This window comes from Devosia lacusdianchii (assembly GCF_022429625.1).
GTDB lineage: Bacteria > Pseudomonadota > Alphaproteobacteria > Rhizobiales > Devosiaceae > Devosia > Devosia lacusdianchii.
On the sequence record NZ_CP092483.1, the window covers coordinates 548934 to 562678 of the forward strand.

Sequence of the window (13745 nt, forward strand, 5' to 3'; positions counted from 1 at the left end):
GCGTCCGGCCCGATTTTCTCAAGAGAGTGTAGCCATGGCTGACCTGAACGGTAAAATCGTCCTCATCACCGCCGCTGCCCAGGGCATCGGGCGCGCTTCGGTGGAAGCTTTTGTCGCTGCGGGCGCCAAGGTGATCGCCACCGACGTCAATGCTGGCAAACTGGCCGAACTTGACGGCATGGCCGGAGTTACGACACGTATCCTCGATGTACTGTCAGCCGATGCGGTGAAAACCGCGGTGGCCGAAATCGGTCATATCGACGTGCTGTTCAACTGCGCCGGTGTTGTCCATTCTGGCACCGTGCTGGAAATGAGTGACAAGGATCTCGATTTCGCCCTCGACCTCAACGTTCGGGCACAGATCCGTACCATTCAGGCGGTGCTGCCACAGATGCTGGAACGCAAGGATGGTGCCATCATCAACATGGCCACCGTTGCCTCCTCGGTCAAAGGCGTGCCTAACCGCGCCGCCTATACGATTTCCAAGGCTGCCGTCGTCGGCCTGACCAAGTCCGTCGCCGCCGATTACGTGACCAGCAATATCCGCATCAACGCCATCTGCCCCGGCACTGTCGACAGCCCCTCATTGCATGAGCGCTGGCATGCGACTGGCGATTTCGAAGCGGCCAGGAAGGCCTTCATCGCCCGCCAGCCGATCGGCCGTATCGCGCGGCCCGAAGAAGTGGCCGACCTCGCCGTCTATCTGGCCGGCGCGACCTACACGACCGGACAGGTCCACATCATCGACGGCGGCTGGACGGGCTGACCCCTCATCCGGCGCTGCGCGCCACCTTCTCCCACAAGGGGGAGAAGGGGAACTCCGAGCTTTGAACCAATGCGATGCCCCCCTTTCCCCTTGTGGGAGAGGGTGCCCGAAGGGCGGGTGAGGGGGCTTTCTGGAATACGAAACATGACCAAGATCACCTCCCTCCGCACCCACGACCTGCGTTTCCCCACCTCCCAGTCGCTCGACGGCTCGGATGCGATGAACCCCGATCCGGATTACTCTGCCGCCTATGTGATCCTCGGCACCGACGGCACGTATGAAGGCCATGGGCTGACCTTCACCATCGGTCGCGGCAACGAAGTTGTCGTGGCGGCGATCAAGGCGTTGGAAAGCCGGGTGCTGGGCCTGGACCTGGCCTGGATCGCCGAAAATCCGGGTCGCTTCTGGCGCCATGTGACCGGCGACAGCCAGCTCCGCTGGATCGGCCCCGACAAGGGCGCCATGCATCTGGCGACCGGCGCCGTGGTCAACGCGGTCTGGGATCTGCTGGGCAAGGATGCCGGCAAGCCTGTCTGGCAGCTCGTCGCCGACATGACGCCCGAGCAGCTCGTCTCGATCATCGACTTCCGCTACCTCACCGATGCCATCACGCCCGATGAGGCGCTCGCGATCTTCCGCAGGGCCGAAGCCGGCAAGGCCGAACGCATCGCCACGCTCCAGGCCGAGGGCTACCAGTGCTACACCACCTCGGCCGGCTGGCTCGGCTACTCCAACGAGAAGCTGACCCGCCTTGCCACCGAAGCGGTGGCCGAAGGCTTCCAGCACATCAAGATGAAGGTCGGCCGCGATCTCGACGACGATATCCGCCGCCTCGAAATCGTCCGTGATATCATGGGGCCGGACCGCTACCTGATGATCGACGCCAACCAGGTCTGGGAAGTCGATCAGGGCATCGATTGGGTCAAGCAGCTCTCGCGCTTCAACCCCTATTTCATCGAGGAGCCGACCAGCCCCGATGACGTCTCCGGCCACAAGGCCATCCGCAATGCTGTGGCCCCGGTCAAGGTCGCGACTGGCGAAATGTGCCAGAACCGCATCCTGTTCAAGCAGTTCATCAAGGACGGCGCTATCGACATCGTCCAGATCGACGCCTGCCGCATCGGTGGCCTGAACGAAGTGCTGAGCGTGCTGCTGATGGCCGCCAAGTACAACCTGCCGGTCTGGCCACACGCCGGCGGCGTTGGCCTGTGCGAATATGTGCAGCACCTGAGCATGATCGACTATCTGGTTGTATCCGGCACCAAGGAAGGCCGCGTGATCGAATATGTCGATCACCTGCACGAGCACTTCATCGAGCCCTGCGACATCAGGAACGCCGCCTACATGCCGCCCAAGCTGCCGGGCTTCTCGATCCAGATGAAGGCGGAGTCGATCCGGGAGAATGAGTTCAGAGGTTAGTCCAGAACGCGGTGTCATCCCGGCGAAGGCCGGGATCCATGTCCGTAGCTAGCCGCCGACATCCAGCCTGGGGCATGGATTCCGGCCTTCGCCGGAATGACACCGCCTGTCAGGCCTACATCGCCTCGACCACGAACGGGAACTCGCCCAGCACCTTGTCGCCGGATTTGACCACGATCGTGTGGCCACCGGCCGGATCGCCCTCCGCCACGCACCAGCCGTGACCAATCCAGCCGCCTTCCGGCACCAGGCTGAGGGTGGACGTCGCGGTCTTCATATCCTCCGAAATGGTGACATTGTCCCCCGGCGTGCCCCAGCCAGATGGCGCCGAGGGCAGGGTGAATACCTCGGTGATATCGACCGCATCCTTGGTCTTGGTCAGCTTGAGCCGCCACTCGTAGCAGGCGCCCTCCAGCAGCGGGATAAGCGTGGTGCTTTCGACCACCTCATTGCTGCTGCCCTCGTTGATCGTGAGCACGAAGTCGGAATCGGTGACCGTCTGCGCAAAAGCGGGTTGCGCCAGGATGATGAGGCTGAGAACCGGTAGCAGTCGTTTCATGCACTATCCTCCTGACGCGGTTGCGCCCTAGTTCGCCCACTCGCCCTGGCGCATCACCGGCTCGCTGCTGCCATCCGCATGGACGCCGTCAATGTCGATCTTGTCGGAGCCGATCATCCAGTCGATGTGGATGTTCGACGTATTGCCGCCCTGGGCGTTGATCTGTTCCTGCGTCAGATCCTTGCCGCCGACAAAGCAATCCGAATAGCACTGGCCCTGCGCGATATGGCACGAGGCATTCTCGTCATAGAGCGTGTTGAAGAACAGGATGCCCGAAGCCGAGATCGGCGAGGAGTGGGGCACCAGCGCCACTTCACCCAGGCGCCGGCCACCCTCGTCGGTGTCGAGCACCTTGTTGAACAGGTCCTGGTTCTTGGACGACTTGAATTCGACCAGCCGCCCGCCCTCGAAGCGGGCCTGCATATCCTCGATCAGCGCACCATTGTGGCTCAGTGGTTTGGTGCCGGCGACATGACCGTCGACGCGCAACCGGTGCGGCGTGGTGAAGACTTCTTCGGTCGGGATGTTGGGATTGCAGGTAATGCCGTTCTTTGCCTCCGAGGCGCCGCCCTTCCAGCGATGGCCATCGGCAAGACCAACGGTGAGGTCGGTGCCCGGGCCGGTATATTTGAGCGCCGAGAACGCCTTGCCGTTAAGCCATGTCCAGCGCTTCTTCAGGTTTGCATTATGCTCCTTCCAGGCAGCGATGGGATCGTCCTGGTCGACGCGGGAGGCCTTGAAGATGGCGTCGGCCAGCTTGCTGACGGCTTCTTCTTCGCTGACATCGGGAAAGACCAGCTTGGCCCAGGAAGCGGTGGGGTAGGACACGATGTTCCAGTTGATGTCGAAGCCGGTGATCAGCTGCAGGGCCGGCTTGTAGGCAGCCGAATTGGCGCGCATGGCACGGGTCACCTTGTCCGGGTCCTGGCCGGCCAGCATCATCGGATTGTCGCCGGCAATGGCGAGACGCGCTGCGTTGTTCTTGAACGCTTCGGCCATGCCTGAATAGAGCCAGCCCGCCGCCTTGTCGAAACTGGCGCTATTGGCGTTCTTGTAGCGGGCGAGGGTGCTTTCCTCGTCCGAATATATGGTGGTCACGACGCCCGCGCCGGCCTTGTAGGCATGCTCGGTGATGCGGCGCACCAGTGGCGCGGCGGTCATCGGCGCGGTCATGACCAGGTCCTGGCCCTCGGCCAGTTGCAGGCCGACCTTGATGGCAACCTGGGCGAGTTTGTCGAGCTTGATGGGATCAATCGTCATGGGCGAATGCCTCTTGTTCTGAGTCTGGTTGGCCGGGAGGTTAGCGCCGGGCCTGCCGCAACGCCACCCGCCGCGACCGAATTTCCAACCTCTCCAAATGGTAATGCTTGGGAAGCTTGCGCTGCCGGCCCGGCCGGGCCATGTCGAAGCGTAGTCCCATCCGGAGTTCCCATGCTCGCTCGCCGCCGCGCCCTCATGCTGGTCAATCCCAACTCCCGCCGCGGTGCGACCGGGCTCGATCCTGTGGTCGCCCGGCTTGGCGCCGGCGGCATCGATACGGTAATCGAGCGCTTCGAAACGCCGGACGAGGTCGCCGCCGACATTGCCCGCCGCCGGCACGAAGCGGATCTGGTCATCGTCTGCGGCGGCGACGGCACCATCAATTCGGCAGCCAAGGGCGTGCTCGAAACCGGCTTGCCCATGGGCATCATGCCGATGGGCACCGCCAACGACCTGGCGCGGACGCTGGGTATTCCCGATGACTTGCTTAGAGCCGCCGATATCATCCTGGCCGGCCATGTCAGCCGCATCGACCTCGGTGAGGTCAACGGCCACCCCTTCTTCAACGTGGCGAGCCTCGGGCTCAGCGCCGATCTGGCGCGCGGCTTGACGCCCGAGGTCAAACGCCGCTGGGGCAAGCTGGGCTATGCGCTGGCGGCGCTCAAGGTCGCCCTCAAGACCAAGCCGTTCCGCGCCCAGATCATCAGCGGCGAAGAGACGGTATCGGTCAAGACGCTGCAGATCGCGGTGGGCAATGGCGTGCATTATGGCGGCGGTAATGTCGTGCATGCCGATGCCACCATCGAGGATGGGCACCTTGACCTCTACAGCCTCGAACTGGCCGACGTCTGGAAATTTGGCCTGATGCTGGGCGCCTTCCGGCGCGGCGAACATGGCGCCTGGGACGAAGTCCGCACCGCCAAGAGCACCGAGTTCGATATTCGCACCAAGGAGCCGATGCCCATCAATACCGATGGCGACATCGTTACCCACACACCCGCCCATTTCATCATCCGGCCGAGCGCTGTGACGGTGTTTTCGCCGGAGTGATGGAGGCGCCGCCAAACTCGATTGTCACCCTCGGGCTTGACCCGAGGGCTCTGCACTTCCCCGGCGCTTGCCAAGTAAAGAATTCTCGGGTCAGCCCGAGGATGACGATCGGAGGGGCGCTGATGTGTCTTTCCCGCACCATCCGCCGCGGGCCATCAAAATACCCGGTTGGCAAGTCCGAACTGTTTGGCTACTAATCGTCCACCGCTTCAGATCTCAAACTAGGGAGGCGTTGAATGGCAGTGACATCCACCGGTTTCCCTCTTGGCGATTTTCGACGTTAGGTCATCGCCATCCGCGGCCCGCCGTTTTAGGCCAGCCGCCCGCGGTTCTTCCATCACAGCCCAAATGATCTGACGGGGATCGATTCGTCCTCCGTTCCGGCTGTGCCTTTCATCTCTCTTCTTTGAGGGCCGGTCGCCGGATAACGGGGCCGGGCTGCCAATATGAGTCGCAAGAAACTCGATTTCCGCGCCGACGCGTTCCGAAACGTGCTCGGTTTTACCTTCCGTCACTGGGCCGAGCAGCCCAGGCGCATCGTGCTGATCTGCGCGCTCGTGATCACGGCCACGCTGGCCGAGGTGATGATTCCGCTGTTTTCCGGGCAGATCGTCGACGCCATTACCAGCGCTTCCAACACCGAACAGGCTGCCTGGGCGCAGGCGGCGCGCGCCTTCGCCATGGTGGTGACGCTCGGCTTTACCGCGGTCGCGCTGCGCTACTTCATCTATAACGGCGTCATCAAGCTGACGCTCAAGATGATGGCCGAGATCGTCAATGCCGGCTTCTACCGGGTGCAGCGCTTCTCGACCGATTGGCACGCCAATAGCTTCGCCGGCTCCACCGTGCGCAAGATTACCCGTGGCATGTGGGCGCTCGACGCGCTCAACGACCTGCTGCTGGTGGCTCTCTTGCCGTCGGTGGTGATGCTGGTGGGCGCGACTGTGCTCATGGCTCTGCACTGGCCCATTATGGGCTTGGTGGTGGGCCTGGGCTCGCTCATCTACATCGGGGTGACCGTTACCCTGTCGATGGGCTTTGTCGCGCCGGCGGCCAGCCTTGCCAATGCCTGGGACACGCGCCTCGGCGGCGCGCTGGCCGATGCGGTGAGTTGCAACTCGGTGGTCAAGGCCTTTGGCGCCGAGGTCCGCGAGGAGGATCGCCTCAAGGGTGTGCTGCGCAAGTGGGATAGCCGCACGCGGCGGACCTGGAAGCGCGGTACGCTCAACGGCACCATCCAGGGCTTCATGATGGTGGCGATGCAGACCGGCCTTCTGGGCACCGGCCTGCTGCTGTGGCAGCAGGGCGCGGCAAGTGCTGGCGACATCACCTTCGTGCTGGCCATGTTCTTCGTTCTGCAGGGCTATCTGCGCGAAGTGGGTCAGGACATCCGCAACCTGCAGCGTGCCGTCAACGACATGGAAGAGCTGGTGCTGCTGCACAAGGCTCCCTTGGGCATCGAGGACGTCAAGGGCGCCCGCGACATCGTTATCGGCAAGGGCGAGATCAAGTTCGATCACGTCACTTTCCAGTACGGTGCGCATCCGACGCCGTTGTACCGCGATTTCTCGGTGCGTATCGCGCCGGGCGAACGCGTGGGCCTGGTCGGGCATTCGGGCTCGGGCAAGACGACCTTCGTCAAGCTCATCCAGCGACTCTACGACGTGAAGTCGGGCGCGATCACCATCGACGGGCAGAACATCGCCGATGTGAAGCAGTCCGGCCTGCGCGGCCAGATCGCCATCGTGCAGCAGGAGCCCATCCTGTTCCACCGGACACTGGCCGAAAACATCGCCTATGCCCGTCCCGACGCCACCCGCGCCGAGATCGAGCTGGCGGCCCAGCAGGCCAATGCGCATGACTTCATTCTCGACCTGCCCAAGGGCTACGAAACCCTGGTCGGCGAGCGTGGTGTCAAGCTTTCGGGCGGCGAGCGTCAGCGTGTCGCCATCGCCCGAGCCTTCCTGGCCGATGCTCGTGTGTTGATCCTCGACGAGGCAACTTCGAGCCTCGACAGCGAGAGCGAGGTGCAGATCCAGCAGGCCATGGAACGGCTGATGATCGGCCGCACCACGCTGGTCATCGCCCACCGGCTGTCGACGGTCCGAGCGCTCGATCGCCTCTTGGTGTTCGACAAGGGCAAGATCGTGGAGGAGGGCGACCACAATGCCCTTATCCACCTCAATGGTGGCATCTATCGCCGGCTGTTCGAACGGCAGGCGCTGGAGCTGACCAAGGGCCTGAAGATCGCGTAAAACGGAAACGCCGGGGTGAGAGCCCCGGCGCTTTTCTGAGTTATTCCTCCGGCCGCATCTCCGTTCCATCGTCATTGCCCGGCTTGTCCGGGCAATCCAGCGCTGCCGCAGCATCGTATGGACCACCCGGACAAGCCGGGTGGTGACGGGTGAGGAGACGTCACGGACCGCCAAAGCAGGTGCCTAATTACACCCCATGGTCTTCTCGACCGCCGCGATGGTGGCGACATTGTCGCGTTCCACCGCGTTGAGGCGGACCAGGCTCTGCTTGGTGATCGAACAGCCTTCATTGCCGAAGGTCTGCTTGGCCCGCTGCGTCGAGAAGCAAAAGCCGTTCTGCTTGTAGATGAGGTTGCGCACCTCGTAGAGCGATTGGCAGCTCAACTGCCGCAGGTCGGCGCGCTGGAAATAGTCGCTGTCGTCGCAGCCGATGATTTCGTAGCAATTGGCCATGGCGGCACCAGTGCTCGCCAGCATGGCCGCGGCGACGATCAAGCTTTTCAGTTTCATGGTGGTCTCCCAAACTCCGGCCGAGTTCAGCACGAAACCGGAGGCCGGGAAAGTCACATCGGGCGTCAGGTGCGAGCCGGCCGTCGCGGTGACAGCAGCGCGCGCATCGCCTTGCGGCCGGGCACTTCGATGAAGTGGTAGGCGATCGGCGCGCAGGCCAGCGAGATGACGATGCCCAAAAGGCTCGCCGCGGTCCACGGCCAGCCCTGCGTATCGAAGAAGCGGCGCAGGGTTAGCAGCACCGGCACATGCACCAGATAGAGCGAGTACGAAATCGTGCCCAGGTAATAGACCACGCCGGACCCGAGCAGGGTCGATACGGCGCTCGTCGAGCGGACCAGGTGCATGATCAGCAGCGCGCAGCCGACGACGAAGACGATGTCGGTCGATGGCACCAGGATGAAGACGACGAGCAAAGCGGCCAGCAGGTCGCCGGTGATCGGTCGCGCCCCCAGCCAGTCGCCGAACTGGGTATTCTGCAGGCGATAGACCACGAGGCCCAGCAGGAACCCGGCGACGCAGCGGAACACGGCAAGCGGATCCTGGGTGCCGAAGATGGCCAGTGGACCCTCGAACTCACCGGCGGGGAAGATGCGCGGCGCGACGATGGCGATGGCGATCAGCACGATGATCGCCAGGGCACCCATCAGCCAGGCCCGGGCCTGCGACGCCGAAAACACCGCCGCGACCAGGATGGGGAACAGCAGGTATGCCGACCATTCGGTGCTGATCGACCAGGCCGCCAGATTGATATTGCCGGCGCCAAATGACCAGCCCTGCATCAGGCTGAGGTTCCACCAGAACGCTGCCATCAGGTTGGGCACGTCATAGAGCGGCATCGCGCCGACCGAGACCAGCGCTGTGGTGAGCAGCAGGATGACGAAGTAGAGCGGGTAGATACGGGCAAGGCGCAGCCCGAGGAATTTGAGGTAATTGGGGAAGCTGCCGCCATCGGCGAACAGGGTCTTGTAGTTCAGCGCCATCACATAGCCGCTGAGCACGAAGAACAGGTCGACGCAGAGATAGCCCCGGCCCAGCAGCAGTCCGGCAAGCGCCGGACCGGCATGCAATGCGTGGTAGAAAACCACGAAAACCGCGGCGGCTCCCCGCAGTCCGGTGAGTGAACGAATTTCACTTTTGATGACCGGGTTCTCAGCCATGGCGATATCCTCGCATTGCTTCCGACGCGGTTAAGGGCAAAGCTTCGGCGGCATATGTCAACACGAGCCACGCCGTGTGGCGGTTCGGCGACACCGTTTGATTCGGGCATGGTCGAGCTCTGCCTTGCCCTCGCCAAGGTTCAGGAAGTCTCCTTGGGATCAGCGGGTTACGGCGGCCAAATGGTGTGACGACGGTAACCGATACGGTCGTCCGGGATCGAATTTTACATGCGTCGGGAGCATGGCTCCAATTCGAACAGCGGGACGTGCGCTTCTGGTCAGCCCTCTAGTCAGGCGATACGCTTTGTTAACCAGCGAACCGCCGACGACCTGTTGTTGTCCCGACAAATAGGATGCCGTGATGTGTTATGTAGTTCGGCCCAAATCGTCCGTTCCGGCGACCGCATGACGGATCAGGTCGCCGCCGAAAAACCGGCTCTCGCCCGCCTCGGGTTGGCCCCCACGCTGCCGCTCAAGCGGTTGTCGCCACTACGGCGCCTCTGGCCCTTCCTCCTGCGCTACCGGCTGCGGCTGGTGTTGACGCTGCTGTTCCTCCTGGCCTCGGCGCTGGCGTCGCTCGCCATCCCCTTCAACCTGGGCAGCCTCATCGATACCGGCTTCGTGGCGCAGGATATGAGCATGGTCAGCCGCTATGCCCTGATCATCGCCGCCTTCGGTCTGGTCGGCGCGGTGACCAATGGGGCACGGCTCTATCTGGTCTCCTATGTGGGCGAACGCATGCTGGCCGATCTGCGGCTCGCCATGTTCAGCCACCTGCTGACCCTCGACACCGCCTTCTTCGACAAACAGCGCATGGGCGAATTGACGGCCCGGCTCAATGGCGACGTGGCGGCGGTGCGAGGCGCGATTTCTTCCACCGCGTCGACGGCTCTGCGCTCGGTGGTGACCATAGTCGGCGCCTTCATCTTCATGCTGATCACCAGCCCGGTGCTGACCCTCGCCGTTGTCATTGCCGGTCCGCTGATGCTGGTACCGATGCTGGCTTTGGCCCGTCGGCTCCGCAAGATGTCGCGCCGCAGCCAGGATGCGCTGGCCGACCTTTCGGCGCAGGCCAACGAGGTGCTGGGCGCCAACCGCACCATCAAGAGCTTCACCCGCGAGGGCGAGGAAGTGCGGCGCTACGGCCAGCGTGGCGACGAGAGCTTTGATTCCGAACTCAGCCGCCTGCGCACGCGGGCCTTCCTCGTCGGCCTGCTCATGCTGCTATCGAGCCTGGCCATGATCTTCGTCTTGTGGTGGGGCGCGCAGGCCGTGTTCTCGGGCGCCGCTACGACGGGCGAGCTGACCCAGTTCCTGATCTATGGCGTCATGGGCGCCGGCGCGGTGGCGAGCCTGGCCGATGTGGCCGGCACCCTGCAATCGGTCGCCGGCTCGACCGAGCGGCTGGTGGAAATCCTCGATACCGCGCCGGCCATCACATCGCCGGCGAGCCCCATCGCCCTGCCGGCGCCACCGCTCGGCACGGTCGAGTTCCGTAGGGTGAGCTTCCGCTATGGCGGCGAGGCGGGGGCGGCTACGCTCAGCGAGCTCAGCTTTGCTGTCGAGGCGGGCAGCACAACGGCGCTGGTCGGCGCATCCGGCGGCGGTAAGTCGACCATCTTCGCGCTGCTGCAGCGGCTCTATGATGTCGATGGTGGTTCGGTCCTCGTCGACGGGCTCGATATCCGCCAGGTCGATATCGGCAAATTGCGCCGCCGCATCGCCGTGGTCGAGCAGGACCCCACCATTTTCTCCGGTACGGTCGAGGACAATATCCGCTTCGGCCGACCCGATGCGACGAGGCAGGAAGTGGTTGCGGCGGCGACGGCGGCACTGGTCGACGAGTTCGTTTCCGAGCTTCCCGACGGCTACGCAACCTTCGTCGGCGAGCGCGGCGTCACCCTCTCCGGTGGCCAGCGCCAGCGCCTCGCCATTGCGCGCGCGCTGCTCAAGGACGCGCCTATTCTCCTGCTCGACGAGGCCACCAGCGCCCTCGATGCCGGTAGTGAACAACTGGTGCAGACCGCGCTCAAGCGCCTGCAACGTGGCCGCACCACGCTGGTTATCGCCCACCGATTGGCCACCATTCGGGATGCTGACACAATTCTGGTCCTGGATAAGGGCCAGATCATCGATCGGGGTGTCCATGACGAGCTGATGGCTCGCGGCGGACGCTATGCAGAGCTGGGCCGCCTGCAGTTCCGGCGCGATGAATGAGGGCATCACCATCCATGCACCTCATGCAGGCCTGTCCCGCTGCTGGCCGAATTGACGCCCGGTCGGTCGCCAAGTCGTATGGGCAAGAGCAGATATGTGCCGATGCCGGCCGGTCGCACCGCCTGAATAGAGGTGTGTCCGGATAGACCCAATTGGAGGTTCGACGTTGCAGGAACACAATCTAGCCGGTGATTGGCATCCCAATCGCCTACGCCAGGCCAATGGCGAACGCCTGTCGGCTGCGCCCCGCCCGTCGCTGGAAAGCGCCATCCCCTCCGACGCCCAGTTCATCAATATCGGCAAGATACTGACCGCCATGCGCCGGCAGGTCTTCGTGCTCGGCCTGGGCACCGCGATCGGTATTCTTCTCGGTCTGCTCTATCTCGGTCTCTCGCCGAAAAGCTATGTCGCCTTCAGCCAGATCCTGATCGACGCCAATGCGGGCCAGGTGGTTGCCGACGAGGACAATCCCCTGTCGATGGCGGCCGGCGAGACGGATCTGTTCAACCAGATGGAGGTCTTGCGCTCCACCCGGCTCGCCAATGATGTGGCGGCCATGGAAAACCTGGCTACCGATGCCGCCTTCCTCAATCCGCCGCCATCCTTCACCGGACGGCTCGTCGATTTGGCTAAGCAGGGCCTGGGCATGGTCACCGGTCGTCCGCCGGAGCCCGACAAGCTCTATGACGAGCTTCCACCTGAAATCGTGGCTGGCTTGCTGCGCCGCAATGTGATCATCGAGCGCGTCGGCCGCAGCTTCGTGCTCAATCTGGGTTTCCGCTCGCCCGATCGCGAACTGGCCTATCGTATTGCCCGCGCTTACGCGAACGCCCTGGTGCAGGACAAGCTCAACACCAATCTCGACGCTTCGCGGACTGCCGCCGACTGGCTGCAGCAGCGCTTGGCCGAACTCAGTGTCAGTCAGCAGCAGGCGACCGAGGCCATCGGCGCCTTCCGCCAGAAGACCGGATTGTCGCTGGAGGACGACACCACCGTCGTCAATCATCGCGTCGAATCGCTGACCCAGCAACTGGTGTTGGCACAGTCGGAGACCGCGCAGATACGCGCCCAGTCGGCCCAGCTCGAAGCCCTCATCGCGCTGGGGCCAGAGCAGGCCGCCGGCCGTGCATCTGTGCTGGCTGGCGATGGCGTCGATCTGGATAATGTGACCGAGCTGCGTACGCGCCGCGAGGCCATCCTGCGCCGCATTGCCGAGGTCACCCAGTCGTTTGGCGCCGAGCATCCGCAGGTTGCTGCGCTCCGGGGTGAACTGACCGCGGTCGCCAACGAGATTTTCGTCCAGCTGCAGGCCCTGCAGGAATATTACCGCAACCAGGTCGGCATCGCCGAGCGCCGCGAGGCGGAGTTGCGGGCCAGCGTCGAGGCCGAGAGCTCGCGCACCACGTCGCTCAACAATGACCGCGCCCAGCTCAATGAGCTGCAGCAGCGCTCGCAGGCGCTGACCGTTCTCTATAATTCGTTCTTGTCGCGTTATGAGGAACTGGTGCAACGCCAGTCGTTCCCGATCCCGACCGCCCGCATCATCAGCGAGGCCGAAATGCCAGGCGGAGCGGCCTCGCCCAATACCGTCTTCACCATGATCGGCGCGACCATGGGCGGCCTGTTCTTTGGTGTGCTCTTCGCCTTCCTCAACGAGACGCGCGAGCGCTCTTTCCGCATCGGCGATCAGATCACCAAGGAGCTGGGTCTGCGCTTCATCGGCTATCTGCCCTTGCTGAGCAAGCGTGGCGGCCGCACCAGGCAGGGCAAGGCCAAGGACGAGCGGGCCGATATCGCGCTGCACAATACCATCCGCAAGCTGATCATCTCGCAAACCGCGTCGGCGCCCTCGACGGCGTTCACCGAAACTTTGCGATCGACGCGTTTGGCGATCGATGCCAATGGCGCCAAGAATGTCTGCCAGGTCGTGGGTGTGGTCTCGGCTCTCCCCAATGAGGGCAAGACCCTGGTCTCGGTGACCTTTGCCGAAATGCTCGCCAGTTCCGGCGCCAAGGTCCTGCTGCTCGATGCCGATTTCCGCCACCGTGGGGCCAGCAAGCTTGCCGCTCCCAACGCCACCAATGGGCTGTTGCAGGTCTCGGCCGGACTGCCTTGGCGACAGGCCATCCACAAGGACGAAGCCACGGGGCTTTCGGTGCTTCCTACTGTTTCGGGTGCCTCGACCGAACATACCCGCGACTTCCTCGGTTCGGCCGCCATGGCGCAATTGCTCGGTCAACTGCGCAAGGAGTTCGATTACGTCATCATCGATCTGCCCCCGCTCGGCCCTGTGGTCGATGCGCTGGTCATCATGCCGTGGACAGATTCATTCGTCTTCGTGGTGAACTGGGGTAAGACTCCGCGCCGCCTCATCCGCTCCATCCTCGAAAAGGAACCGGTGCTGGCCTCGCATATCCAGGGCGTCGTGCTGAACAAGGTCGATTTCGCCGACCTGCCGAACTTCAGCGAACCCGGCGGCTCCGAGCGCTTCATGGGCACCTATGCCGGCTCCTACCAGATTCCGATCAAGAAAGTGGGCTGACCTTCGG

The 13745-nt window shown here is 63.4% G+C and carries 10 protein-coding genes; 6 read left to right on the top strand and 4 right to left on the bottom strand.

Going from position 1 to position 13745, the window contains the following annotated elements; translation table 11 throughout:
* Positions 1–34: 34 nt before the first annotated feature.
* Both MF606_RS02730 and MF606_RS02735 read left to right on the top strand, forming a co-directional pair.
* Positions 35–766, top strand: a complete 732-nt coding sequence (locus MF606_RS02730; RefSeq protein WP_240232117.1) for an SDR family oxidoreductase — start codon at positions 35–37, stop codon at positions 764–766.
* A gap of 144 nt (positions 767–910) precedes the next feature.
* A complete protein-coding gene (locus MF606_RS02735; protein WP_240232118.1) occupies positions 911–2185 on the top strand; it encodes an L-fuconate dehydratase in 1275 nt (424 codons plus the stop codon).
* Between the two features lie 115 nt (positions 2186–2300).
* On the opposite strand, the gene MF606_RS02740 is transcribed toward MF606_RS02735, so the two are convergent.
* Both MF606_RS02740 and MF606_RS02745 read right to left on the bottom strand, forming a co-directional pair.
* Positions 2301–2744 carry a hypothetical protein gene (locus MF606_RS02740; RefSeq protein WP_240232119.1) on the bottom strand — a complete coding sequence of 148 codons (444 nt, stop codon included), beginning with the start codon at positions 2742–2744 and terminating at the stop codon, positions 2301–2303.
* Positions 2745–2771: 27 nt separating this feature from the next.
* The gene (locus MF606_RS02745) at positions 2772–4004 is read right to left on the bottom strand and encodes an aminopeptidase (RefSeq protein WP_240232120.1); all 1233 of its coding nucleotides are present in this window, start codon (positions 4002–4004) and stop codon (positions 2772–2774) included.
* A 171-nt stretch (positions 4005–4175) separates the two neighbouring features.
* Here MF606_RS02745 and MF606_RS02750 point away from each other — a divergent pair, with 171 nt between their 5' ends.
* Together MF606_RS02750 and MF606_RS02755 are read left to right on the top strand one after the other, a co-directional pair.
* Complete coding sequence (locus MF606_RS02750) at positions 4176–5054, top strand: lipid kinase (protein ID WP_240232121.1); 879 nt, start codon at positions 4176–4178, stop codon at positions 5052–5054.
* Positions 5055–5500: 446 nt separating this feature from the next.
* Complete coding sequence (locus tag MF606_RS02755) at positions 5501–7309, top strand: ABC transporter ATP-binding protein (RefSeq protein ID WP_240232122.1); 1809 nt, start codon at positions 5501–5503, stop codon at positions 7307–7309.
* A gap of 183 nt (positions 7310–7492) precedes the next feature.
* Here MF606_RS02755 and MF606_RS02760 read toward each other — a convergent pair whose 3' ends face one another.
* Positions 7493–7819, bottom strand: coding sequence for a YARHG domain-containing protein (locus MF606_RS02760; RefSeq protein ID WP_240232123.1), 327 nt, complete (start codon positions 7817–7819; stop codon positions 7493–7495).
* Between the two features lie 65 nt (positions 7820–7884).
* Entirely contained in the window at positions 7885–8979 is a 1095-nt protein-coding gene (locus tag MF606_RS02765; RefSeq protein ID WP_240232124.1) for an acyltransferase family protein, read from the bottom strand.
* A gap of 405 nt (positions 8980–9384) precedes the next feature.
* Between MF606_RS02765 and MF606_RS02770 the strand changes: the two genes are divergently transcribed.
* Positions 9385–11196 (top strand): ABC transporter ATP-binding protein, encoded by a 1812-nt coding sequence (locus tag MF606_RS02770; protein ID WP_240232125.1) that lies wholly within the window; start codon positions 9385–9387, stop codon positions 11194–11196.
* Positions 11197–11362: 166 nt separating this feature from the next.
* Positions 11363–13738, top strand: a complete 2376-nt coding sequence (locus MF606_RS02775; RefSeq protein WP_240232126.1) for an AAA family ATPase — start codon at positions 11363–11365, stop codon at positions 13736–13738.
* Positions 13739–13745: the final 7 nt, after the last annotated feature.